This is a genomic window from Pseudomonas asiatica, assembly GCF_040214835.1.
GTDB classification, from domain to species: Bacteria; Pseudomonadota; Gammaproteobacteria; order Pseudomonadales; family Pseudomonadaceae; genus Aquipseudomonas; species Aquipseudomonas putida_Z.
In genome coordinates this window covers 543252-568399 of the sequence record NZ_CP157874.1, presented here as the reverse complement: position 1 = coordinate 568399, position 25148 = coordinate 543252, and the positions used below count along the sequence as shown (strand labels likewise).

At 62.7% G+C, this 25148-nt stretch carries 21 protein-coding genes and 1 tRNA gene; 6 read left to right on the top strand and 16 right to left on the bottom strand.

The genetic code is table 11. The annotated features are described in order from the left end of the window. Nucleotides 1-51 precede the first annotated feature (51 nt). Nucleotides 52-495 (top strand): winged helix-turn-helix transcriptional regulator, encoded by a 444-nt coding sequence (locus ABNP31_RS02560; protein ID WP_350012954.1) that lies wholly within the window; start codon nt 52-54, stop codon nt 493-495. A gap of 132 nt (nt 496-627) precedes the next feature. Here the strand turns inward: ABNP31_RS02560 and ABNP31_RS02555 are convergent, their stop codons facing one another. Together ABNP31_RS02555 and ABNP31_RS02550 are read right to left on the bottom strand one after the other, a co-directional pair. Continuing rightward, nucleotides 628-1560 carry an NAD-dependent epimerase/dehydratase family protein gene (locus ABNP31_RS02555; RefSeq protein ID WP_025337510.1) on the bottom strand — a complete coding sequence of 311 codons (933 nt, stop codon included), beginning with the start codon at nt 1558-1560 and terminating at the stop codon, nt 628-630. After that, on the bottom strand, nt 1553-2437 hold the full coding sequence (locus ABNP31_RS02550) for a sugar nucleotide-binding protein (protein ID WP_038407862.1): 885 nt from the start codon (nt 2435-2437) through the stop codon (nt 1553-1555). Before ABNP31_RS02550 ends, ABNP31_RS02555 begins: the two co-directional genes overlap by 8 nt. 265 nt (nt 2438-2702) lie before the next feature. On the opposite strand from ABNP31_RS02550, the gene ABNP31_RS02545 reads away from it, so the two are divergent. After that, entirely contained in the window at nt 2703-3743 is a 1041-nt protein-coding gene (locus ABNP31_RS02545; RefSeq protein WP_350012953.1) for a hypothetical protein, read from the top strand. A gap of 17 nt (nt 3744-3760) precedes the next feature. Further along, nucleotides 3761-4555 (top strand): TSUP family transporter, encoded by a 795-nt coding sequence (locus tag ABNP31_RS02540; protein ID WP_085693143.1) that lies wholly within the window; start codon nt 3761-3763, stop codon nt 4553-4555. 8 nt (nt 4556-4563) lie between these two features. Here the strand turns inward: ABNP31_RS02540 and ABNP31_RS02535 are convergent, their stop codons facing one another. Next, entirely contained in the window at nt 4564-5373 is an 810-nt protein-coding gene (locus tag ABNP31_RS02535) for a helix-turn-helix domain-containing protein (RefSeq protein ID WP_025337507.1), read from the bottom strand. 178 nt (nt 5374-5551) lie between these two features. Between ABNP31_RS02535 and ABNP31_RS02530 the strand changes: the two genes are divergently transcribed. Both ABNP31_RS02530 and ABNP31_RS02525 read left to right on the top strand, forming a co-directional pair. After that, a complete protein-coding gene (locus ABNP31_RS02530; protein ID WP_025337506.1) occupies nt 5552-6994 on the top strand; it encodes an alanine/glycine:cation symporter family protein in 1443 nt (480 codons plus the stop codon). A gap of 72 nt (nt 6995-7066) precedes the next feature. Beyond that, nucleotides 7067-8056: an asparaginase gene (locus ABNP31_RS02525; protein WP_402832313.1), complete on the top strand. Its 990-nt coding sequence runs from the start codon at nt 7067-7069 to the stop codon at nt 8054-8056. A 126-nt stretch (nt 8057-8182) separates the two neighbouring features. On the opposite strand, the gene ABNP31_RS02520 is transcribed toward ABNP31_RS02525, so the two are convergent. From ABNP31_RS02520 to ABNP31_RS02475, 10 genes are all read right to left on the bottom strand, one after another. Continuing rightward, a tRNA-Sec gene (locus tag ABNP31_RS02520) sits at nt 8183-8278 on the bottom strand. A gap of 6 nt (nt 8279-8284) precedes the next feature. Further along, nucleotides 8285-10207, bottom strand: a complete 1923-nt coding sequence (gene selB, locus ABNP31_RS02515) for a selenocysteine-specific translation elongation factor (protein WP_350012951.1) — start codon at nt 10205-10207, stop codon at nt 8285-8287. Further along, entirely contained in the window at nt 10204-11631 is a 1428-nt protein-coding gene (selA, locus tag ABNP31_RS02510; RefSeq protein WP_137162869.1) for an L-seryl-tRNA(Sec) selenium transferase, read from the bottom strand. The genes selB and selA overlap by 4 nt, the downstream gene beginning before the upstream one ends. 159 nt (nt 11632-11790) lie before the next feature. Continuing rightward, nucleotides 11791-12711 (bottom strand): formate dehydrogenase accessory protein FdhE, encoded by a 921-nt coding sequence (fdhE, locus tag ABNP31_RS02505; protein WP_350012950.1) that lies wholly within the window; start codon nt 12709-12711, stop codon nt 11791-11793. 4 nt (nt 12712-12715) lie between these two features. Next, nucleotides 12716-13372, bottom strand: coding sequence for a formate dehydrogenase subunit gamma (locus ABNP31_RS02500; RefSeq protein WP_075044437.1), 657 nt, complete (start codon nt 13370-13372; stop codon nt 12716-12718). Then, entirely contained in the window at nt 13369-14319 is a 951-nt protein-coding gene (gene fdxH / locus ABNP31_RS02495) for a formate dehydrogenase subunit beta (RefSeq protein ID WP_350012949.1), read from the bottom strand. The genes ABNP31_RS02500 and fdxH overlap by 4 nt, the downstream gene beginning before the upstream one ends. Then, nucleotides 14319-17387, bottom strand: a complete 3069-nt coding sequence (fdnG, locus tag ABNP31_RS02490; RefSeq protein WP_238067198.1) for a formate dehydrogenase-N subunit alpha — start codon at nt 17385-17387, stop codon at nt 14319-14321. Before fdnG ends, fdxH begins: the two co-directional genes overlap by 1 nt. A gap of 266 nt (nt 17388-17653) precedes the next feature. After that, entirely contained in the window at nt 17654-18415 is a 762-nt protein-coding gene (locus ABNP31_RS02485; protein ID WP_085665369.1) for an SDR family NAD(P)-dependent oxidoreductase, read from the bottom strand. 21 nt (nt 18416-18436) lie between these two features. After that, the gene (locus ABNP31_RS02480; RefSeq protein WP_046615926.1) at nt 18437-19222 is read right to left on the bottom strand and encodes a sulfite exporter TauE/SafE family protein; all 786 of its coding nucleotides are present in this window, start codon (nt 19220-19222) and stop codon (nt 18437-18439) included. A gap of 31 nt (nt 19223-19253) precedes the next feature. Further along, on the bottom strand, nt 19254-20279 hold the full coding sequence (locus ABNP31_RS02475; RefSeq protein ID WP_075044434.1) for a TauD/TfdA family dioxygenase: 1026 nt from the start codon (nt 20277-20279) through the stop codon (nt 19254-19256). A 443-nt stretch (nt 20280-20722) separates the two neighbouring features. On the opposite strand from ABNP31_RS02475, the gene ABNP31_RS02470 reads away from it, so the two are divergent. Beyond that, nucleotides 20723-22123, top strand: a complete 1401-nt coding sequence (locus tag ABNP31_RS02470; RefSeq protein WP_238067196.1) for a PLP-dependent aminotransferase family protein — start codon at nt 20723-20725, stop codon at nt 22121-22123. 232 nt (nt 22124-22355) lie between these two features. Here the strand turns inward: ABNP31_RS02470 and ABNP31_RS02465 are convergent, their stop codons facing one another. The 3 genes from ABNP31_RS02465 to ABNP31_RS02455 form a co-directional block, all read right to left on the bottom strand. Next, nucleotides 22356-22814: a hypothetical protein gene (locus ABNP31_RS02465; RefSeq protein WP_238067195.1), complete on the bottom strand. Its 459-nt coding sequence runs from the start codon at nt 22812-22814 to the stop codon at nt 22356-22358. Between the two features lie 310 nt (nt 22815-23124). Then, nucleotides 23125-23667 (bottom strand): single-stranded DNA-binding protein, encoded by a 543-nt coding sequence (locus tag ABNP31_RS02460; protein WP_021783897.1) that lies wholly within the window; start codon nt 23665-23667, stop codon nt 23125-23127. Between the two features lie 9 nt (nt 23668-23676). Further along, nucleotides 23677-25071, bottom strand: coding sequence for an MFS transporter (locus ABNP31_RS02455; protein WP_025337493.1), 1395 nt, complete (start codon nt 25069-25071; stop codon nt 23677-23679). Nucleotides 25072-25148 lie beyond the last annotated feature (77 nt).

Below are 25148 nucleotides of genomic sequence, written 5' to 3'. Positions count from 1 at the left end.
TAGCAAATGTGGTTTTAATCTGCAACCAGATGATCACGAAAGGCCCCGTCCATGCTCGATGAAAACAATACGCAATGCCCCGTCGCCCGGGCCCTGGAGGTGCTGGGAGACCGTTGGGCGCTGATGATCCTGCGCGACGCCTTCGATGGGCTGCGGCGCTTCAGTGAATTCCAGAAGAACCTGGGGCTGGCGAAGAACATCCTCGCCTCACGGCTGAAGTGGCTGGTGGAAAGCGGGCTGCTGACGCTGCAGCCGGCGTCGGATGGCAGTGCCTACAAGGAGTATGTGCTGACCGAGAAAGGGCGATCGGTGTTCCCGGTGGTGGTTGGCTTGAGGCAGTGGGGGGAGCGGTTTCTGTTCGAGGCGGGCGAGGTGCGTTCGGAGTTGGTGGATGGTGCCAGAGGGCAGGCGATCGAACCTTTGCAGGTACGGGCCGAGGACGGGCGGATTCTGGCTGCCGAGGATTGCCGGCGCAGAGTTGTGCGCCATGGGTGATTCTGGGGCCGCTGTGCGGCCCTTTCGCGACACAAGGCCGCTCCCACATGGACCGCACATCTATTGGCTTTACGCGGTCCCTGTGGGAGCGGCCTTGTGTCGCGATAGGGGCGCAAAGCGCCCCCAAGCAATTCAGCCCTTGCCCAGAAGCCGCGACAAGCCCTCGACCATCGGCGTCGCCTGCGGAAACTCGAACCGCGCCAACAAGCGCTGGTTATCCGCCCGCGAATGGCGAATGTCACCCGAACGTGCCGCCACATAGCTGACCGCCGGCAAGCTACCCACCACCTTCTCAAGCGCTGCCAGCAACTGGTTGAGCGATGTGGCCTGGTTGAGGCCGATATTCACCGCCCCCTCCTCGACCTGCGGCTGCTCCAGCGCCTGCACCATCACCTGCACCAGGTCGCCCACGTAGAGAAAGTCCCGGGTCTGCTCGCCATCACCGAACACCGTAATCGGCAAACCCTTCACAGCGCGCTCGGAGAAAATGCTGATCACCCCGGAATACGGCGAGGACGGGTCCTGGCGCGGCCCGAAGATATTGAAGAAGCGGAACACCACCGGCTCCAGGCCATGCTGACGACGGTAGAAGTCCAGGTACTGCTCACTGGCCAGCTTGTCCACGGCATACGGGGTCAGCGGCGCCTTGGGGGTGTCTTCGGCAATCGACTCGCCTTCACCATTGTTGCCATACACCGCCGCACTGGAGGCAAACAGCACCCGGCGCAGCCCATGCACGCGCATGGCTTCGCACACGTTGAGGGTGCCGATGAAATTGCTCTGGTGGGTCCGCACCGGGTCCTCGACCGAGGCCTGTACCGAGGCCACCGCTGCCAGGTGCACCACGGCACTGCAGCCAGCCGCAACCTGCGTGACCAGACCGGCATCGGCAACATCGCCTTCAACCAGTTCCAGGCGTGGGTGGCCGACCTGCAGGTTGCCCCGCTGGCCTGTGGAAAAGTCGTCGAGAATGCGTACGGCGTAGCCTTTGTCCAACAACGCATCGCACAGGTGGGAGCCAATGAAGCCGGCACCGCCGGTGATCAGGATGGGGGCGTCAGCCATGGCGGTAGAACCGGTCCAGTAGAGGCGGCAGGCCGGCGCGCCAGGCGCGCGGCTTGATGCCGAAGGTATGAAGGATTTTCTTGCAGGCCAGTACCGCGTGCTGCGGCTCTTCGCTGGCATCCGGCCGTGCGGCATGGGCCTGCGGCGTCGGTGCCTGCACGGCCAGCTGGCGGTACTGGCCTGCTTCGGTAAGGATCGCCTGGCCCAGCGCCAGCGGCGTGGTCGCCTCGTTGCCGGCGTAATGGTAGGTGCCCCACAGCGGCGCACTGCAATCGAGTTGCTTGAGCACCGACAGGATCACCCGGGCGGCGTCGTCGACCGGCGTCGGGTTGCCACGCCGGTCATCGGCCAGCAGCAGTTCCTGTGGTTGCTCGGCGCGGGTCAGGAAGCGCCCCAGCGCCCCGTCGATGCTTTCGTCGAGCAGCCAACCAAAGCGCAACAGCACGTGCTGCGGGCAAGCCGCGCGCACGCTCTGCTCGATGCGCCACAGGGCCTGGCCACGCAGGCCCAGCGGTACCGGCTCGTCCTTTTCGCTATAGGCCGTGGCCCGCGAACCATCGAACACGCGGTAGCTGGAAGGCTGCACCAGGGTGATCTGGTGGTGCTGGCACAGTTCCGCCAACCGCTCCACAGCCCGCTCCTGCTGGGCCAGGCGCTGCTCACTGACCGACTCGGCCTGGAACCAGTCGAAGTAATAGGCCAGGTTGACCAGGGCATCGGGACGATGATCGTCGAGCAGCTGGGTGAGGCTGGCCGGCGTCCAGCCGTTCTCGGGCGGGCGCGGCGCCAGGAATGCGATGTCCTCCTCGGCCCCAAGACGAATCAGCGCTTGCCCGAGGGCATTGCCACCACCCAACAGCATTAGGCGCATACGCATAGAGTCAGCAGATCCGGAGAGGTTGGTTGAAGGAAAGGGGCCATTTTGCGGTTTCCTGCCCGGGAAGTCCAACACCGGGCCCGTTCGATGCCACAGGCGATAGTGATTCCAAAGTTCCACAGTTCAATAACACCACAGACAGAAATCTCCTACGACATACCAGGAACGAGCTGACTTCCATGCCGCAGCACAACCGCATTGAATAGTTGACTCCCCCACTTGCCAACCGGGGAGCTTCACAAAAAACAAGTACAGGGAACGTTCAATGCCTCGTTCGGAAGTTGCATACCTGGATTTCAGCCCGGAGCAAAGCAAGGCCATAAGCTTTGCAAGCCAGACCATTGCTGACTTGGGTGGCCCGGAGACCAAAGGAGTAGCACTTCAGGCTCGTGTATTCGCCGATCAACTCGAGCAAGCCTTGAGTGAGGAACAGCGTGCACTGTTACAACGCTTCAGTGAAGGCCAGCTATCTGCCTTGATGTACAGGCAGATGCCTTGTGCCAACGAGCCAATACCAGAGTACCTGCCCGACATTTCCGCCCTGGCGCAAAACCCTCGCTGCCAATACCTTGCCTCCCGCAATCAACTGCTGCTGGAGCTCGTGCGCTACCGCAGTTTCGCCTTCGATATAGACAACGATGGTAAACAGGTTCGCCTGGTCGGCAACTTCAAGGGCGGTGGCCGCATCCCGCGGCTCGACGAAAATCCCTGCCTGGAAGTTGAAACCAGCTCCCATGCGGGCTTGCGCTTGGGGCCGCACACTGAAGCGCCCTACAACTGCTCGACAATTTCCACCAATGCCAACTCCCCTGCTCCCTCTGCACTGATTCTGACTGCACGCTGGAACCCCGCCAATGAACCTACGAATGTCTTCCCGCTCCGGGAAATCATCGAACGCCTGGGTAGCCTGGACACACTTGCGCTGACTTCAACGTCCTTCGACTTCACCCGCAGTGACTGCTTCGCTCACGGACAAGGCAATGCAGGCAAAGCAGTTTCAATGCTGCAATTCGAGCCCAATGGTGGTTTCTCTGTTCGTTACAACAGCTATCGCTTCAGCCTGAATGAACGCGCCTGCAGCGCAGCGGCGCGCGCTTTCGACGCCTTTCAGAAAGCACTGGATAACGCTCGACCACTGGCGTTTGTCCTGCAGCCTGACAGCGCACTGTTGATCAACAACAGCCGAGCCTTGCACGGCCGCGACATGGTCCAGGACAACCGGCGGCTGCTCATCCGTCAATTCGGATACTCCCCCTTCGCAGTACCGTTGGTGCTCGCTGAAGACCCACTGCTCGTGCGTGGCTGATCACAGGAAAACACCCAATGATCGAATTCGACGTAACGCTTGTTCTGACACTCGCACTGGTGGCACTGATGGCCGGCTTTTTCGATGCCATCGCCGGTGGTGGTGGCCTGATCACACTGCCGGTGTTGTTCATTGCCGGTATCGAACCCTTGGCGGCAATTGCCACCAACAAGTTCCAGGCGGCTTCGGCTACGGTTTCGGCTACGTGCGCCTTTGCCCGCAAAGGCATGATCGACTGGCGACGAGGCAGTCCAATGGCTGTCATGTCGTTTATCGGTGGGGCGTTGGGTGCCTTGTCGATAACTTACGTGCCCAAAAGCGTTCTGCAGGCGTGCGTCCCACCACTGCTGATTCTGATAGCCGCCTACTTTGCCTTCAGCCCAAAGCCGAATGAACAAGCGCGCAAGGCAAAGGTATCGACCAGCCTGTTCTGCGTGACGGTTGCACCGATCATTGGCTTTTATGACGGTATCTTCGGCCCTGGTGTCGGCTCGTTCTTCATGCTGGCCTGCGTGATCCTCTTGGGCCAGCACTTGATACAAGCCGTGTGCACCAGCAAGCTTTTGAACGCAGCCTGTAACCTGGGCGCATTGTCAGTCTTTTCACTCAGCGGGGCGATCATCTGGCCACTGGCGCTGGCAATGGCGTTCGCGGCTTTTGTGGGGGCTCAATTGGGCGCACGCTGCGCAGTGCACTTTGGCCCACGGCTGATCAAGCCATTGCTGGTCTGTGTTTGCTGCATCATGGCAATCAAGTTGCTGCTCGACCCAGGCAACCCTGTTGGCGAGTGGTTACATCAACTTGTTCTCTGAAAAAAGCATCACTCGATTTCGAACAGACTGTTACGCAACGGCCCCACGCTGAGGCGCTCACGCACATCGTCATCTATGCGGGGATCATCCGGCTGGTACAGTTTTACCTGCCGGTAGACATTTATGCGATTGATCTCCTCTCCCAGGTAGTCCCACACAACCCGAGTGCAGGCCGGGTTGCGCCGGTCTCCGCTGGATACGCCGGCCTTCAGGCCGTTGAGGCGGGTAATGCGGCTTTTGAAACTGGGGATGAGGATAGTCTGGCTCATCTCGTTGAACGTCAGCGACTCGTAATCGACCAGGAACATCCGGTCCTGCAACTGGAACGCCGCTCCCAGATAGCGACAACGCACCTCGGCATGGGGGTTGGTGGCGCTGGAACGCTCCTGGCGTTCCTGGCGTTCGAAAAGGAACTGCCCGCGCTCCTCCCACAGGTGAACCAACGACACCAGGACCGTGCCCGGAACCGACATGCAGTTGGAATATTCCAGGTAGTAACCGCAATAGCGCGACAGGTTCCCCGCATGGGCGTGCAACGGACGGAACAGATCACTGATCGGGTCGCCAGGCTGCTCGGCCGGGGTCGACACGCGAGCACCGATCAGGCGGCTGAACTGCTCGGGTGGCAAATGCAATTCGTAATCTTCGACCCCGAAGAAATCGCCGATGCGCTTGAGGTTGTAGGCCGTCGGGCGGCTCTGCCCGCTCAGGTACTTGTTGAACTGCGCGCGGTTGATCGACAGCTGGCGGCAAACTTCGGAGATAGAGCGGTAGTGGCTGCAGGCCAGTTTGAGGTTGGTAGCGAAATGATCGCTCATGACTCGGGACTCAGGTGACGCGAATGGCGCAATTGTAGCATCAAGTTGCACCAAATCAGAGCAACCCGCGAAATTGTAACCGCTCTTGTCATAGCCAACCATGCGCCCCACGAATAGCGGTGCGCCTGCCGTCCGCTGATCTTTCCACACGAACAATAAGAATCGAGGTCATTTTCCAATGCTCGAAGTACTCAACGATTTCCTCTCGGGGAAACTTCTCATTGTGCTGATCGTAGGGCTGGGTAGCTACTTCACCATCCGTTCCCGGTTCGTCCAGTTCCGCCATTTTGGCCACATGTTCGGTGTGTTCAAAGAATCGCTGCGTGGCCAGGCAGGCCAGCTGAGCTCCTTCCAGGCCCTGATGCTGAGCCTGGCCGGCCGCGTGGGCGCCGGTAACATCGCCGGTGTCGGCATTGCCGTGACACTGGGTGGACCAGGCGCTGTGTTCTGGATGTGGGTCACCGCACTGGTGGGCATGTCCAGCAGCTTCTTCGAATGCACCCTGGCCCAGGTCTACAAGCGCGCCGATGGCGACGGCCTGTACCGTGGTGGCCCGGCCTACTACATCCAGCACGGCCTCAAGCTGAAAAGCATGGCCATCGTGTTCTCGATCCTGCTGCTGGTCACCTACGGCTTCGCCTTCATCGGCCTGCAGTCGTACACCGTGACCCACTCGCTGCAGAACGCCTTTGCCTTCGACCCCAAGCACACCGGCATCGTCCTCGCCGTGCTGCTGGCCATCACCTTCATCGGCGGCATCAAGCGCATCGCTGCGGTGTCCGACCTGCTGGTACCGGTCAAGACCCTGGCCTACATCGGCGTAACCCTGTACGTGATCGGTACCCAGATCGAGCACGTGCCAGCCATGCTGGAAACCATCTTCAAGAGCGCCTTCGGCCTCGACCCGGCATTCGGCGGCCTGCTCGGCAGCGCCATCGTCATGGGCGTGAAGCGCGGTGTGTTCGCCAACGAAGCGGGCCTGGGCAGTGCGCCTAACGTCGCCGCCGTGGCCGCCGTGAAACACCCTGGTGCCCAGGGCGTTGTCCAGGCCTTCAGCGTGTTCCTGGACACCTTCGTGATCTGCACCTGCACCGCGTTGCTGATCCTGTTGTCGGGCTTCTACACCCCGGGCTTCGAAGGTGACGGCATCGTCCTGACCCAGAACTCGCTGGCCGCCGTGGTCGGTGACTGGGGCCGCGTGTTCGTCAGCGTGGCGCTGTCGCTGTTCGTCTTCACCTGCATCCTCTACAACTACTACCTGGGCGAAAACAGCCTGCAGTTCCTCAGCCGCAACCGCGTGGTACTGATGGTGTTCCGTGGCCTGGTGCTGGCGCTGGTGGTATGGGGTTCGATGCAAGACCTGTCGACCGTGTTCGCCTTCGCCGACATCACCATGACCTGCCTGGCCTTCGTCAACCTGGTGGCCCTGGCCCTGCTGTTCAAGGTCGGCCTGCGGGTGATGCGCGACTACGACGACCAGCGCAAGGCGGGCGTCGACCAGCCAGTGTTCGACTCGGCCAAGTTCACCGACCTGGACCTGGACCGCAATGCCTGGCCTGCCAATCCGCAGGCGGAAACAGCCACTGACAAAGCAGTCGGCCAAGCTCAGACGCAGCGCTGATATCCTCTCCTGCCCAGCCGCCCCGTCCGCGGGCGGCTTTTCTTTCTCCGCTCATCGCTACGGATGCTTTCCATGCGTGCAGTAAAGAATCTTCTCGTTCTCTATACCGGTGGCACCATCGGCATGCTCGAAACACCGGAAGGCCTGGCGCCGGCCGGTGGTTTCGAAGCGCGGATGCGTGAACACTTCGCCCAGCTGGCCGATGCGCCCCAGGTGCAATGGACCCTGCAGGAACTGAACCCGCTGCTCGACAGCGCCAACATGCAACAGCACAACTGGCTGGCGATGCGCGATGCCATCGTCGCAGCGGTAGAGGTGGCTGGCCATGATGGCGTGCTGGTGCTGCATGGCACCGACAGCCTGGCCTACAGCGCCGCGGCATTGTCGTTCCTGCTGCTGGGCCTGCCGGTGCCGGTGCTGCTGACCGGCTCGATGCTGCCGGCGGGTAGCGCGGACAGCGACGCCTGGGACAACCTGTGCGGCGCACTGCGCCAGTTCGAACAGGGGCTGGAAGATGGTGTGCAGCTGTACTTCCATGGGCAGCTGCTGCATGGCTGCCGGGCGTCGAAGCTGCGCAGCGAGGCGTTCGATGCCTTTGCCGCGCTGCCGCGTCATCGTGACGGTGAGCGCGCCACGGCGATCCCAGCCGAACTTGGCTACAAGCACCCGCGCCAGCCGGTCAACCTGGCGGTAGTGCCGGTGTTCCCGGGCCTGCAGGCCGGGCACTTGCAGGCACTGCTGGGCAGCGGCGTGCAGGGGTTGCTGCTGGAGTGCTACGGCAGCGGTACCGGGCCGTCGGATGACCAGGCGTTGCTGGATGTGCTGAGCGCGGCACGCCAGCGGGGCGTGATGCTGGCGGCTATCAGCCAGTGCCCTGAGGGGTCGGTGGTGTTCGACACCTATGCGGCGGGTAACCGCTTGCGCGGGGCCGGGCTGGTCAGTGGCGGTGGCATGACCCGGGAGGCGGCGCTGGCCAAGATGGTTGCGTTGCTGGGGGCCGGGCTGGATGTGGACACGGCGGAGCGGTGGTTTGCCCTGGATCTGTGTGGGGAACGGGCCTGAGTGTTGCCTGGTCTGGCCCTATCGCCGGCAAGCCAGCTCCCACAGGGATAACACAAGGCCTGAGGCCTGTGGAGTACCTGTGGGAGCTGGCTTGCCGGCGATAGGGCCCTGACAGGCAAAAGAAAATGGCGGAAGGCAGCGGGAGTCGAACCTGCCCGGGAACGGCTGCCGTCCCCAACCGGGTTTGAAGCCCGGCCGCGCCACCGGGCGCGATTGCCTTCCTTGAACTCAGTGCCTGGCCTGCTGCTGGGCCAGGGCGCTGTCGGCGCGAATGTGACGCTGATCGGCCACCCTCCGGGTCAGGCCGATGCGGTCGAAGTACTCCAGAATCTGCACACTGCGCTTGCGACCGATGCCCAACATATCGCGAAACGCGGCAACCTGCACTATCGGCGTTTCACTGGCCTGCCCCAGCAGCAGCTCTGCCATGCGCTGTAGCGTCGCCTCGGGGTAGAACAGGTCGCGCACCACCTGGTGCACCAGGCCCAGCCGGGCCAGCTTGCGCAGCAACAGGCGCACATCGGCTTCGGCACAATTTTCCTCGCTCGCCAGCGTCCTGACCCAGGGCGGATCGTATTGCCCCGCCAGCAGCTTCGGTTGCAGATTTGCCCATAACGCACTGTCGGCTTCGCTCAGCTGCACCTTGTGATCGGGCAGGTGCAGCCAAGGCCCGCTGCTGGCAATGGCGCCGTCCTCGAGCAACTCATCCAGCAGGCTGACAAAAGCGGGCCGCTCCAGCGGCAAGGCAGCAAAGCGGCGCAGGCGGTCGCGGTCCGGGCCAAGCTGATCGGGCTCCTGTTCATGGAACCGCGCCAGCTGCTCCAGCACCTGGCGCTTGAGCGCCTGCCACCGGGCACTGGCAAACAGCAGTTGGCCCTGCCGCGTGGCCACCACCAGCACGTCTTCCGGCAACTGCCAGGTTTCGCGCAGGCGATTGAACTGCCGCTCCAGACGCTGTGGGTCGATACCCCCTGGTGCGCTGGCAAGCAGTGCCGGCAAGGCCTGCTCCAGGTCCTCGGCATCACGCAGCACCTGCAATTGGCGCAGGCGCTCATCGCTGCGACGCTGACGGCTTGGCGCGAACGGGTCGAGCACCTTGCCGCCCCCCAAGGTGCGCTGGGCACGCTGGTCGCGCAGCACCAGGCGGTCGCCGTGTACCGCCTGCAGCGGCGCGTTGAGCAACAACTGGGCGAACATGCGCTGGCCCGCCGCCAGGGTTTCACCTTCGAGCAAGGCCACCCGGGCGGTTACGTCCTGGGTGCCGAGGTGCACGTGCACAGCGCTGAAATGTTCGAAGGTACGGGTCTCGCCCGGCAACAGGTTCAGCTCGATATCCACCCGCACACTGGGGGCGTGCAGCCACTCGGGCACTAGCCAGTCCCCCCGGCGCACCTGCTCCACCGCCAGCCGTTCGGCAGCGATGTTCAGTGCCACCCGCTGGCCCGCTTCGGCCACCAGCGCGGCCTGGTTCTGCGCATGCAGGCCACGCACCCGCACCGGTTTACCGGCCTTGCCCAGCAACAAGGTGTCGCCAGCACTGACCCGCCCAGCCAGCGCCGTGCCCGTGACCACAACACCCGCACCGGTAACGGCGAAGGCGCGGTCGACGGCCAGACGGAAACCGCCACGCACGCTGCGTTGGCGCACGCGCTGTTGCGCGGCCAGCACGGCCTGGCGCAGGGCATCGATACCTTCGCCGGTCACACTCGACAACGGAAACTGCCGTGCACCAGCATACGGGCCCGGCGCCAGAAGCTCGCTGACCTGTGCCTGCACTTCGACCAGGCGGGCCGGCTCTACCCGGTCACATTTGCTGATCGCCACCAGGGCCTGAGGGATGCCCAGCAGCTCGATGATCGCCAGGTGCTCTCGGGTTTGTGGCATCACCCCGTCGTCGGCCGCCACCACCAACAGCACCAGGTCGATGCCGTGGGCGCCGGCCAGCATGTTGTGGATAAAGCGCTCATGGCCCGGTACATCGATGAAGCCGGTCAGCGCTGCCCCCTCGGTCAACGCCGCATAGCGGTAGCCAAGGTCGATGGTCATGCCACGGGCGCGCTCCTCCTGGCGATGGTCACCGGCCTGGCTGGTCAGGGCCTGGAGCAATGCGGTCTTGCCGTGGTCGATGTGGCCGGCGGTACCAACGATCACTGTACCGGCCCCAATTGCAGGGCGGGCAACTGCGCCAGCCACTGGGCTTCGTCATCCAGCTGGCGCAGGTCCAGCCACAGTGCGTCATCGGCGATACGGCCGAGCACCGGCACCGGCAAGTCACGCAAGGCCCGCTCCAGCACATGCAGGCTGCGCCCGCGCAGCTTCTTCGACACCTGCGGGCGCAGGCACAACGCCGCGCTCGGCAGGCGGGCCACCGGTTGGCTGCCACTGCCAATCATGCCCAACGCCGGCTCCACACTGACCGCCCATTGTTCGCCGAGGCGGGCCTTGAGCTCTGGCGCCAGGCGCTCGGCCTGGGACTGGATTTCTACCTGGCTGCGGGTCAGCAGGCGCAGACTGGGCAGGCGCTCGGCCAGGCGGTCGGGGTTGCGGTACAGCGCCAGCACCGCTTCGAGTGCGGCCAGGGTGATCTTGTCGACCCGCAGCGCGCGCTTGAGCGGGTTCTTCTTGATCCTGGCGATCAGCTCCTTGCGCCCGACGATGATTCCGGCTTGCGGCCCGCCCAGCAGTTTGTCGCCGCTGAAGGTGACGATATCGGCGCCGTCAGCCAAGGCCTGGCGCACGGTCGGCTCGGCGGGCAGGCCCCAGCGGGTAAGGTCAAGCAGGCTGCCGCTGCCAAGGTCTTCAAGTAGAGGCAAGTCATGTTGGTGGGCGATGCGCGCCAGCTCGGCAGTGGGCACCTGGGTAGTAAAGCCCTGAATGCTGTAGTTGCTGCAATGCACCCGCATCAGCAGGCCGGTACGTGGGCTGATGGCGGCCTCGTAGTCACGGGCGTGGGTGCGGTTGGTGGTGCCGACTTCGTGCAGCTTCACGCCGGCGCGAGCCATGATGTCTGGGATGCGGAAGGCACCGCCGATCTCGATCAGTTCACCGCGGGAGATGATCCCCTCCTTGCGCGCGCCCAGGCTGTTGAGCGCCAGCAGCACGGCGGCGGCGTTGTTGTTGACCACGGTGACGGCTTCGGCGCCGGTCAGCTCGCGGATCAGGCCTTCGATCAGGTCGTCACGGTCGCCGCGCTTGCCGGTGGCCAGGTCGAATTCCAGGTTGAGCGGGTAGCGGGCGGCGGTCTGCATGGCCTCGATGGCCTCCTCTGGCAACAAGGCGCGGCCGAGGTTGGTGTGCAACACGGTGCCGGTGAGGTTGAACACACGGCGGACCTGGCTGCGTTGCTGGGTGGCCAAACGTTCGCCAGTGCGGCCCAGCAGGACTTCAGCGGCCAGTTCGGCGGCACTGAGTTGGCCGGTGCGGGCGGGGTCGCGCAAATCGTCGAGCAGTTGCCGCAGGGTGGCCAGGACCGCGTCGCGACCGTGGCGGTCGATCAGCGGGAGGCAGGCCGGGTGGCGCAAAAGGGTGTCGATGGAGGGCAGGCGTGGGGTGTCACTGGCTAGGCTGGAGGACATGCGGTACTACCTTGGACTGATCCGTTGTCTGTACTGGCCTCTTCGCGGGTAAACCCGCTCCTACAAGGGCCGTGCAAGCCTCAAAAGCTGCGCGGGCCCTGTGGGAGCGGGTTTACCCGCGAAGAAGGCGACTCGGTCTTACAGTGTAGACACTCTCCATTACCCGGGTGCGAGCATCAGGTTCGGTGCCAACCGATGGAAGCCCTCCTCGTCCAGGCGAATGTCCAGTGCCAGGCTGGCCAGGTCATCGGCCAGCGGCTCGGCCGCCGCATCGTTTTCCAGGTAGTTCTGCTTCAGGTAGCTCTCGCACTCCGGGCAGCACTCTGCCCGTAGCGGCGCCTTGCCCGGCGCATGGCGGTCATCGTCAAGGCTGGTATAGCGCAGGTCCTTGCTCGACTCGCAGTACACGCATTTGACCCGCACCACATGCCATTCGCAGGCACACAGCGAACAAGCCAGGTAACGCAGGCCATTGTGCTTGCCGCGGTTGCGCACCACCCCGGCCATCGCCGGCGAACCGCAGGCCGGGCACTGGGCCAGGCTGTCGGCGGGCTTGAGCTCTGGCGCGGGCAGCGCCAGCAACCAGCTGGACCAGGCCGCCTGCAAGGCCGCCCCAATGAACGGCACCAGTGCCGCGGGCACTGCGTCGTACTGGCCGGCGAGCAAGGCGATGCCCCAACCCTTGCGTTGATGGTCGTCACTGCTGCGCAGGGCTTGCAGCGCCTCCCCCAACGGACCGCTAATGTCCGCGTCGAGGTGCTCAAGCAAGGCCTGCAACCAGACCAGCCACGACCCTTCCCGCACCAGGCTGTCCGCCGCCAGTGGCGGCAAACCATGACTTATGCACAGGCGCTGACGTTCCTCGGCCACCGGCATGCCAGCGGGCGGGTTATCCACAAGCTGCTGCTGGATACGGCACAAACGAGCCACCAGCTTCAGGTATTCGCCAAGGGCATTGCCCTCGGCCAGCTGCTCCAGGCGCTCGGCGCGCAGTTCGAACAGGTTGGCGGGGGGCAGGTGCAGAAACGGCGGCATCACTGCCGACGCTTCGATCTGCCCGGGTTCGAGTATCGTGCTCAAGCGCTCATCCTTCTTTTCGTCCGTGATTGCCCGGCGTCTTGTCACCGGTCACTTCGCGGTACCACAACTCATGGTGCTTGCGCGCCCAGGCGCGGCTGACCCAGCCATGCAGCATGGCGCCGATCGAGCCCTTGATCCAGATGCCGGCGTAGATGTGCACGATGATGCTGAGGATCAGCACGAACGCCGCCAGGGCGTGGAGCAGCGCGGACAGGCGAATGACCTCGATGCCGAACAAATGGCTGAAGTATGCGCGCCAGATCACCACGCCGCTGACCAGCAGCACCAGCATGCACACCAGCAGAGTCCAGAACAACAGCTTCTGCCCGGCGTTGTACTTGCCGATCGGTGGCACACCCTCCTCCTTGTTGAGCATCACCCGGTCCACGCGGCGCAGCCACAGGCGGTCGTTGGCAGTGATGAAGTTGGCCCGCCAGAAACGCAGCACCAGGCCGAGGAAGAACACGAACATCGCCACCCCGATGAAGGGGTGCAGGATGCGTGTCCACGGCCCACCGCCGAACAGGTTGCTGAGCCAGAACAGCGCCGGATGGAACAGCGCCAGCCCCGACAGGCCAGCCAGGACGAACAGGATCGCGACGACCCAGTGGTTGCTGCGCTCGTTGGCGTTGTAGCGCAGGATGGGTTTGTTGTCGTTCATGGTCGCTGCTCCCCTTGCCCGCCGGGCTTGGTCGGATCATAGACATGGACCGACGGGTCCACCTGATGCACGCTTTCATCCGCAGATGCCGGGGGCTCGTCCTCCTCCACCCGCTGTGGCCCGACCCGCACATAGTGGAAGAACCCGGCCAGCACCACCGCGCCCATGGCCAGCAGCGCCAGCGGCTTGGTGAAGCCCTTCCACAACCCAACCAGCGGGCTGATCACCGGCTGGTCCGGCAGGCCGGCGTACAGCTTCGGCGTGTCGGCATGGTGCAGCACATACATCACGTGGGTGCCGCCGACGCCGTCCGGGTCGTACAGCCCGGCCTTGTCGTAGCCCCGCGACTGGAGGTCGACGATGCGCTCGGCGGCATGCACCTTCATCTCGTCCTTGGTGCCGAACACGATGGCCCCGGTCGGGCAGGTTTTCACGCAGGCCGGCTCCAGGCCCACGGTCACGCGGTCGGAACACAGGGTGCACTTGTACGCCTTGTGGTCCTTCTGCGAGATGCGCGGGATGTTGAACGGGCAACCGGTGATGCAGTAGCCACAACCAATGCAGTGGTCCTGGTTGAAGTCGACGATGCCGTTGGCGTGCTTGATGATCGCCCCCGGGCTCGGGCAGGCTTTCAGGCAACCTGGCTCGGCGCAGTGCATGCAGCCGTCCTTGCGAATCAGCCACTCCAGGTTGCCGTCGTCGCGCTCGTGCTCGGTGAAGCGCATCAGGGTCCAGGTCTCGGCGGTGAGGTCCTGGGGGTTGTCGTAGGTGCCGTGGTTGTGGCCGACCTCGTCACGCAGTTCGTTCCACTCCGAACACGCCACCTGGCAGGCCTTGCAGCCGATGCACTTGGTGGTGTCGATCAGCTTGGCGACTTCCTGCTGCTGGCGTACCGAAGGCGGTACGGTGGTGGTGGCCGAGCGGGCGATGATGTCTTGGCTGGCCATCAGAGTTTCTCCACTTTGACGAGGAACGACTTGGACTCTGGCGTCTGGGTATTGCCGTCACCCAGGAAAGGCACCAAGGTGTTGGTCAGGTAGCCATGCCGCGTAGCCCCGGTGAAGCCCCAGTGCAGCGGGATACCGATCTGGTGCACAGTCTGGTTGTTGACCTGGAGCGGGCGAATCCGCTTGGTCACCACTGCCACCGCCTCGATGTGCCCGCGCTTGCTCGACACCCGCACCCGGTCACCGGCCTTGATACCTTTCTCGTTGGCCAGCACCTCGCCGATTTCGACGAACTGCTCGGGCTGGGCAATGGCGTTGAGCCGGCAATGTTTGCTCCAGAAGTGGAAGTGCTCGGTCAGCCGGTACGTGGTCGCCGCGTACGGGAACTCGTCGTGCTTGCCGAGGCTGTCCCACACCGAGTCGAAGACCCGCCCGGCCGGGTTGCTGGTGGCCTTCTTGTTCTGCGGGTGCAGCGGGTTGATGCCAATCGGCGTCTCGAACGGCTCGTAGTGCTCGGGGAACGGGCCTTCGGCCATCTTGTCGATGGCGAAGAAGCGCGCCACGCCTTCGGGGTTCATGATGAACGGGTTCATCCCCGCCTCGGGCGGCGAGTCGACCTTGAAGTCGGGCACGTCGGTGCCGGTCCAGGCCTTGCCGTTCCACCAAACCAGGCGCTTCTTCTCCGGGTCCCACGGCTTGCCTTGCGGGTCGCTGGAGGCACGGTTGTAGAGGATGCGGCGGTTGGCCGGCCAGGCCCAGGCCCAGTTCTGCACCTGGTGCATGCCATACGGGTCGCTGTTGTCACGGCGAGCCATCTGGTTACCCTGCTCGGTCCAGCTGCCGGCGAAGATCCAGCAGCCGGACGCGGTGCTGCCGTCGTCCTTGAGCTGGCCAAAGCCCGCCAGTTGCTGGCCGGCCTTGAGCACTGCGCCAGTCGGGTCGGTGACGTCGGCCACCGCCCAGCCGTTCATTTCCTTGGCCAGTTCCTCCGGGGATGGCTCTTCAGGGACCTTGTATGGCCAGTTGATGTTCATCAGCGCATCAGGGTAGGCGCCGCCCTCGGCCTGGTAGCGTTGGCGCAGGCGCAGGAACAGCTCGCTCATGATGTGAACGTCGGTGCGGGTCTCGCCCGGGCCGTCGGCGCCCTTCCAGTGCCACTGCAGCCAGCGGCTGCTGTTGACCAGCGAGCCGTCTTCCTCGGCGAAGCAGGTGGTGGGCAGGCGGATCACTTCGGTCTGGATGTTGGCCGTGTCTACATCATTGAACGGCCCGGCGTTGCGCCAGAACTCCGAGGTCTCGGTGGCCAGCGGGTCCATGATCACCAGCCACTTGAGCTTGCCAAGGGCCGCGGTGACGCGGTTCTTGTCCGGCAGCGCGGCTATCGGGTTGAAACCTTGGCACATGTAGCCGTTGACCTTGCCCTGGCCCATCATCTCGAACATGCGCAGCACGTCGTAGGCCGGCACATCGAGCTTGGGCAGCCAATCGTAGCCCCAGTTGTTCTCTGCGGTGGCATTGGCGCCGTACCAAGCTTTCATCAGGCTGACGTGGAACTTGCCGTAGTTCTGCCAGTACGACAGTTGGCCAGGGCGCAGTGGCTTGGAGGCGCGCTTGTCGATATAGGCGGCATAGTCCTGCTCGGCATCGCCGGCCAGGGTCAGGTAACCCGGCAACGAGTTGGACAGCAGGCCGAGGTCGGTCAGGCCCTGGATGTTGGAGTGCCCGCGCAAGGCGTTGACCCCGCCACCCGGCATGCCGACGTTACCCAGCAGCAACTGCACCATGGCCGCACTGCGGATGATCTGCGCGCCGATCGAGTGCTGCGTCCAGCCAAGCGCATAGAGGATCGTCATGGTCTTGCCCGGTACCGAGCAGGTAGCGATCTCTTCCCAGATCTTCAACATGGCGTCCTGCGGCATGCCACAGGTCATGCTCGCCAGTTCCGGGGTATAGCGGCTGTAGTGCTGCTTCATCAGCTGGAACACGCAGCGCGGGTGCTGCAGGGTCGGGTCGACCTTGGCAAAACCGTCCTCACCCAGCTCGTAACCCCAGCCGGACTTGTCGGAATACACGCGCTTGGCCTCGTCGTAGCCGCTGAACAGGCCATCCTCGAAGCCATAGTTCTCTTTGACGATGAACGACACGTCGGTGTAGTTGCGCACGTACTCGTGCTGGATCTTGTCGTTGCTCAGCAGGTAATTGATCAGCCCGCCCATGAAGGCGATGTCGGTACCGGTACGGATCGGTGCGTAGTAGTCCGCCACCGAAGCGGTACGGGTAAACCGCGGGTCGACCACGATCAGCCGCGCCTTGTTGTGCGCCTTGGCCTCGGTCACCCACTTGAAGCCGCACGGATGCGCTTCTGCTGCGTTGCCACCCATCACCAGGACCAGATTCGCGTTGGCGATATCGGACCAGTGGTTGGTCATGGCGCCACGGCCGTACGTCGGGGCAAGACTTGCCACCGTCGGGCCATGTCAGACACGAGCCTGGTTATCGAACCCCAGCATGCCTGTTGCGCGGACGACCTTGTGGGTCAGGTAGCCAGCCTCGCTGGAGGCGGCGGAAGCAGCGAGAAAACCGGTGGTGAGCCAGCGGTTGACCGTTTGCCCCTGGGCGTTCTTTTCGATGAAGTTGGCGTCGCGGTCCTGCTTCATCAGGTCGGCGACGCGATCGAGCGCCTCGTCCCAGCTGACCCGCACCCACTCCTTGCTGCCAGGCTTGCGTACCTCGGGGTACTGCAGGCGGCTCGGGCTGTGGATGAAGTCCAGCAGGCCAGCGCCTTTCGGGCAGAGGGTGCCGCGGTTGACCGGGTGGTCGGCGTCACCTTCGATATGGATGATGTTCTGTTTGACGTTCTTGCCCGCATCGCCCTGGCTGTACATGATCAGGCCGCAGCCGACCGAGCAGTAGGGGCATGTGTTACGGGTTTCTTTGGTATGCGCCAGCTTGAAGTGACGCACCTGCTCGGCGAATGCTGGTGTCGGGGCCATGCCCAACGCCGCAAGGCTCGAGCCTCCAAGGCCGACGGCGGCGACCTTGAAGAACTGCCGACGGTTCAGGTCCATCGTGCACTCCTGATCAGGTGGTGGACGCACGGAACATGGCCGGCGCCTCTTGGTAGTCACGGTGGCGGCCAATTGATGGCCGCCAACAGTTAAGACTAGCCAAGAATCGAGAAGGTGCGATGACATGGGTCAGCTGAGGGCGCTGTGTTGCCAGATTCGCGGGTAAACCCACAGGTACTGCACATGCCCGAAGCAGGCCGCTATTCCTATGGGAGCGGGCGTGCCCGCGAACACCGGCAACGCCGGTGCCATCCACCACCAGCCGATCAGCAAAGCGGAAGGTTGCGCACCACGTTCAGCGCCGCACTGCTCTGGGCCACCGGCATGATCTCGATGGTATTGATGTTCACATGCGCCGGCTGCTCGGCAATCCAGGCCACCGTGGCCGCGATGTCCTCGGGCAGGATGGCCTCCACATCCCGATACAGCGCCTGCACGGCATCCAGGTCACCGTTCAGGCGCACCACCGAGAAATCGGTCCCCGAACACAGCCCTGGCTCGATGTTGCTCACTCGCACGCGGGTGCCCGCCAGGTCGGCGCGCAGGTTGAGGCTGAACTGGCGGACAAAGGCCTTGCTGGCGCCATACACGTTACCGCCCGGGTAGGGGTAGGTGCCGGCGATCGAGCCGATGTTGATGATCATGCCGCTGTCGGCTTCCACCATCTGCGGCAGGATCTTGTGGGTGACCATGGCCAGGCCGGTGATGTTGGTGTCGATCATCCGCTGCCAGTTTTCCGCACTGCTGGCCTGGGCACGGTCCACGCCCAGCGCCAGCCCGGCATTGTTGACCAGCAGGTCGATCTGCAGCGAAGCATCACGAATCTGCTCGACCGCCGCCTCGAGCGACACCGGGTCGGTGACGTCCAGCGCCAGCGGAATGAAATTGACGCCCAGCTCGGCCTCCAGCGCTTGCAGCTTGTCCATGCGCCGGGCGCCACCGATCACGCGGTAGCCTTTGCCGATCAAGGTACGGCAGATGGCGCGGCCAAAGCCCGAGGAGGCGCCAGTTACGAATGCGGTTTTCATCAGTTGTCTCCTATGGAAGGGTCAGGCCAGGTACTTCACGCCCAGGCTGGTGAACAGGCAGAGCATCGAGAACACCAGCGCCTTGCGCACCACTTCGTTGCCCTTGCGCAGGGCCAGTGCGCTGCCCAGGTGGTTACCGAGGATGTTGCAGGCCACCAGCGGCAACGCCAGCAGGTAGACGACCTTGCCGGCAATGACGAAGGCCACCAGGGCGCCGATGTTGGACGCGAAGTTGAAGGTTTTGGAGTTGGCCGAGCTGGAGACCAGGTCCATACGCAGCAGGTAATGGAAAGCAATGATGAACATGCTGCCGGTACCGGGGCCGAAGAAGCCGTCATAGAAACCGATGGCCAGGCAGGTCAGCGGGACCACAGTGAACAGCATGCGCGATGACAGTTCGCGCTCCTCGACCGGGCGGTCCTTGGGGGTGAGGAAGATGAGGATGCCGAAGGGGATCAGCGCCAGGATGATCTTGCCCACGGTTTCCTGGGAGATAGACACGATCAGGTGCGCCCCCAGGTAGGCACCGAGCAGCGAGAATGGCACGCCGACCAGCGCTACCTTCCAGACCATCTTGCTGTTGGCCAGGAAGTTGCGGATGGCCGCCAGCGTGCCGAGGGTACTGACCAGTTTTTCCTGGCCAAGGGCAACCTGGGGTGGCATGCCAACCAGCAGAAAGCCCGGCACCAGGAACAGCCCACCGCCACCGGCAATGCTGTCGACGAAGCCGGCAACGAAGGCAATCGCCCCGAGCATGAGGATCGCCAGCAACCAGTGTTCCGCCCAGAAAGCGCCTAACAGTTCCATAACAGTACGTCCATCGAGTCAGTGAAAGGGATCAGGAGAGAACTTCGTAAAGGTGATCGGCCCGGGCGAAGTGCACCCGGTTCAGGTCGTTGACCGCGAACAGGCGCAACAGCCAGCGGTCGGCACCATCGTTCTGTGGCTCGAAGCCATCGCGGGCATGCAGCACGCGCTGGTTCTTGAAGATCATGAAATCGCCCGGCAGCAGCAGGTGCGGCTCATCGAAGCGGCGGGTTTCCAGCACACTGCGCAGGCTGCCCAGGGCCTGCTCGGCACGCAGATTCAGGCCGTGGGTGTTTTCACTGTCGAAGCGACACAACCATTCGCCAGCGTGACCACGCGCAAGGACTGGCAGCTCGGCGGTACAACGACGATTGCCGGTAAACGAGTCCGGGCGGCGGATTTCGAACTGCGGCAGGCACAGTTCGCGCACGGTCGATGCAGGTAGCGCTGCAACCACTGCATCGAGGTTTACCAGTGTGGTGCTGATGCGCGGATCACAGCGCATCCCGAAGAACGACAGGTACTCCGGGCAGCAGGAAGCGGTGCCAAGCGGCTCGGAAGACAGCGGTAGGTCCGGGTTGTCCACATGATAGGAAAAGCGCAGCCGCGAACCATGGGAGCTCTTGTGGCTGGAAGAACTGCGCGACGGAATGACATGGCGGAACAGGCGGCCATCGTTCTCCCCCTCATAAACCACCGGGTTGATCCCCATCAGGCTCTGCATGGTCAGGCTGACCAGGCAGGCAATGGGTGTGCTGCGCGGACTGAGCACGCCCGAATAGGGCGTGGGCGGGATGTCCCGGTCGCGGGGGCAGTTGCGCACGATCATGCTGGTCAGGTGCGGGTCTTCGACAAAGCCGCGGATCTGCTGGCACAGCGCCTTGCCCAGCACTTCCTGCGCCTGATCCTTGATCTGTGGGTAAAGCTCTTTGCTCGTCTCGAAATCGAGCGGGGTGTTGTTCAGCAGGGTTTGCCAGGCGCTGGAGGTGACCCAGGGCAGGCGGATCTCCAATGAGGTCCGAGGCTCGGCCCCTTGATGCAATTGTGCGCTTTCCATTTCGAGTGATATTCCATTGAGCTGGCTTGAGGCCGTTCGGTGTCGTGCTAAGCCGGGCAGAGGCGGCAGACGTTGTATTTTTTGAAGCCGTTCACAGCTGTGCGATGCCAGCGATGAAAGCCGCTGGGGCAATCGCACATTGCATCGACTCAATAATTGTAATTACAAAAATAGAGTCGATTCAATTCATTTTCGATCGCATAAAACAGCTGGATTGAATCGATTCAATCAAATCATTGATTTCAAAAGGTTTCCATCTGCCACCACGAAATGCGGAGAACAGCCGGGGAAGGGATCGCCTTGTGAAAGCGGGCATTCGATGCAAACGCACGACAACCTCAAGCGACTCAATCGAGGTAATTTACCCGTACGAAAACACAATTACTTCCATCAGACCTTTCGTGCTAGGCTTCCGCGTTCTCGCAGATTCTGGTGCCATTTCTATGTGGGTTCCTCACTACAGCGACCTGGCGCAGCCGGTCTACCTGATGATTGCCGACGCCTTGGAGCAAGACATTGGCAGTGGCCGGCTGGTGGCTGGCGAACGTTTGCCGACACTCAAGGACCTGGCCGAGTCCCTGAACGTGACCCCCGGCACCATCGGGCGCGCTTACGACGAAGCTGCCAAGCGCGGCCTGGTGGTAGGCGAAGTCGGCCGCGGCACCTTCGTGCTGCAGCAACGGCACCTGCAAAGCTCTCCTCCTGCCCCGGTCGCACGGCCGAAGCCCGTGGCCGCCGAACGTGAGAGCGGCCAGATCGACCTGTCGATCATCAAACCCAACGATGCCCACATGACCGACTGGCTGCGCGGAGCCATAAACGAGCTGGCCGCGTCACCCGACCTGGCGCAGGTACTCGACTACATCACCGATGGCGGCCATGCGACCCACAAGCAGGCCGGTGCCGCCTGGATCCAACGCTGGCTGCCCGAGGCGCGCTGGCAGCAGGTGGTGCTTACCTCAGGGGCCCAGCACGGCCTGCTTGTGGCCATCAGCAGCCTGTCGAAGAGCGACGATGTGGTGCTGTGCGAGTCGTTCTGCTACCCAGGCATCATCTCCCTGGCCCACAGCATGGGCCGCCGCCTGCGCGGCGTGGCCATGGACGAGCACGGCCTGATTCCCGAGGCATTGCGCGCGGCGTGCCTGGAGCACCGCCCTTCCCTGCTGGTGTGCGTCACCACCCACCAGAACCCGACCAACTCGATCATGCCCCACGCACGGCGCCAGGCCATCGCCGAGATCGCCCGCGAGTTCGACCTGTTCATCGTCGATGACGATATCTACGGTTTCCTTGAACCCGCACCGGATTACCAGCCACTGGCGGCGTATGCGCCCGAACGCTCGGTGTACCTCACCAGCCTGTCCAAAAGTGTGCTGCCGGCACTGCGCATCGGTTACCTGTATGCCCCACCGCAAACCCTCTCGCGGCTTTCGTCGATGGTACGCAGCAGCGTCTGGATGCCATCACCGTTGATGGCGCAACTGGCCAGCAACCTGATCAACAGCGGCATGGCCGACCAGCTGGTGCGGGAACAACAGGAGGAGGCGGCCGCGCGCCAGCAAATGGCCCGGGAGATCCTTGGCAAGTACAAGATCCGCAGCCAGCCCAACAGCTTCCACATCTGGCTGGAGTTGCCGGAGCCGTGGACCAGCGACGAATTCGCCAACCTGGCGCGTAACAACGGCGTCACGGTAGTCAGTGGCAGCCAGTTCCTGCCAGAACGCAGCCACGCCAACTGCGGCGTGCGCATCGCCCTGATGGCCCCCAGCCGCCAGGAACTGGGCTTTGCCCTGACCAAGCTGGTCAGCTTGCTGGACTCGCCGGAGCCGCGGTTGTTTTATTGAACTGGACTGGTATTGGTGTAGTCGTGCCATTGGGGCACTATGCGCCAGTTTCACGACGCGAGGCCACTCCAAACGGCACTCGGTGTCACATGGCTTGATTTGTAGCCGGCAACCAAACAGGTACAGCAGAACGGCACCAGCCAAAAGATCTGAGGGCAGACTGTCAAGTAAGAGGCATAACTTGAATCAATGACAAATATGACTCTAACAAGGCCCGAACATACTCGCTCGACTACAAGTCGATGAATACACTGAAATTATCTCCTTCCAGGTATCGGACAGAAACCTGACCGCTAACATCTTGCCCATCTTCCGTTACAAACTTGTAATGGGACAGGAGAAAATCCTCCCGATAAACAATGCCGTCATCCCGCCGCTTCCCGCCCCACGCCATCATCAACCCGCCGGCCATTGCAACGAGGCCGGAGTTCGCTTGTATGTGTTGAATCAGAGTGGGGCCTGAAAACCGGTCATAATAAATAACCTCAGGACCAAACAGGAAGATGCCAAGGCCCAGTGCGGAAATTGCGAAACCAATGCCTATTAGTACTCGACCGTAAAACACAGCGTCCCCAGCAGGCCCCTCAAGATGAGCTGCATACATCTCGGAAAAACCAGAGACATCGTAGTTTCGCGCGTCTGATTTCAGGTTTATTTGACCTAACAGGCATTCCTTCTCAGCACTTTTCATGATCCACTCCTTTAAAAAGTGAATACTAAGCGATCAGGATAGGAAAAAGTGTGCCCCACTAGAACTTCAGAAGTCTCTGACATTTACGGTTAGCGTTTCCTATAACCATATAAAATTTGCATTATCTTATGGCATTTTTCCTACTCAATGGGCTGCCGAGATTCCCGCGATATCGCGAAGCTGGCGCCCTATCCTCGCCGCTTTCTTTTTAGAGGAAAGCCCGCACAGCACTACCACTGTTTGCTCATAAAAAAACCCAAGACATCTGCCTTGGGTTTTTGGTTTTTTGCCAGCTGCTTAACGGCTTGGATCAGAACGGAATATCGTCATCGAAGCTGTCGAAGTCAGCCGCCGGCTGCGGGGCTGGCTGCTGTGGCGCCGGGCGCTGAGGGGCCTGTTGCGGGCGCTGGGCCTGTTGACGTGGCGGGGCCTGGTTGTACTGCTGCTGGCCGCCACCGTAGTTGCCGCCACCCTGGTTGTACGGGTCACCGCCCTGCTGCTGGCCCTGCGGACGACCGCCGAGCAGCTGCATGGTGCCGTTGATGTCGACGATGATCTCGGTGGTGTAACGCTTGATGCCGTCTTTTTCCCACTCGCGAGTCTGCAGCTTGCCTTCGATGTAGCACTGCGAACCCTTGCGCAGGTATTCGCCGGCGATTTCGGCAACCTTGCCGAACAGCGACACACGGTGCCACTCGGTACGCTCGACCTTCTGGCCCGACTGCTTGTCGGTCCACTGCTCGCTGGTAGCCAGGCTCAGGTTGGTCACGGCGTTACCGTTGGGCAGGTAGCGGACTTCGGGATCCTGGCCACAGGTGCCGACCAGAATGACTTTGTTAACCCCACGGGCCATAACGTTCTCCTAGGCTTCGCACGCCGAAGAGGCCGGGTTCACCAGGCGCTCGAGGGTCGTACGGTCCAAAATTTTCGTATCCAGTTTGATATAGATTGCGGCTTCTTCCGCCACCACGACGGCGTCGGTCACACCTGGCACAGCCATCAGGCGCTCGGTCAGGCCGGCTTCCCGGACTGCCTCTGGCGTCAGCGGCATGCGCAGGCTGGTCACATAGGGCGGCTCGTTCATGCGCAAGGCGACGACCAACCAGATGGCACACAGTACCGCACAACCGAGGAACACCATGTTCAGCCCGCCGTGCTGGAACAACCAGCCACCGAGGATTCCTCCCAGGGCAGCGCCGAGGAACTGGCTGGTGGAGTAGACCCCCATTGCCGTCCCCTTGCCACCTGCAGGCGACACCTTGCTCACCAGCGAAGGCAGCGACGCCTCCAGCAGGTTGAATGCAGTAAAGAATACCACGGTGCCGATCACCAGTCCGCGCAAACCGTCAGCCCACTGCCAGAAGAACACCTCCACCAGCAGCAACACACTGACCGCCCCGGCCAGCACGCGTTTCATCTTGCGCTTTTTTTCGCCATAGATGATGAACGGGACCATTGCAAAAAATGAGATGAACAACGCGGTCAGGTACACCCACCAGTGCTGCTCCTTCGGCAGGCCGCCGCGCTCGACAAAGGCCAGTGGCAATGCGACGAAGCTGGCCATGAGGATGGCGTGGAGAATGAAGATGCCCACATCCAGGCGCAGAAGGTCCGGATGGCGCAGGGTCGGGCCGATGGCCTGGCGCGCCACACCCGACTCACGGTGCTGCAGGATGCTGTGGGTATTGGGCACCACAAAGGCGATCAGCAGGATGCCTACCAGGGCAAGTCCTGCCGTGGCGAGGAACAATCCTGACAAGCCAAAGGCACGAGTCAGCAATGGGCCAACGACCATGGCGACAGCAAACGACAGGCCGATGCTCATGCCGATCATGGCCATGGCCTTGGTCCGGTGCTGCTCGCGCGTGAGGTCGGACAGCAGCGCCATGACCGCAGCGGAAATCGCCCCGGCGCCCTGCAGGATACGCCCGGCGATCACTCCCCAGATGGAGTCGGCCTGGGCCGCCAATACACTACCCAGGGCAAAGATGACCAACCCCAGGTAAATCACCGGCCGGCGGCCGATGCGATCGGAAATCATCCCGAACGGGATCTGCAATACGGCCTGCGTCAGGCCATAGGCACCAATGGCCAGGCCGATCAGCGCAGGCGTGGCACCGGCCAGGTCCATCCCGTAGGTGGCCAGCACCGGCAAGACCATGAACATGCCCAGCATACGAAAGGCAAAGACCAGGGCCAGGCCGCCAGCGGCGCGGGTTTCGCTGCCACTCATGCGCTCGTTGTGGGTGTCGTGCATGGATTAATCTCGTGTGAACCGGCGGCGATTCTATCAGTCCGACAGCTTGACGGCATCTACGCGACGCTTTGCCGCGT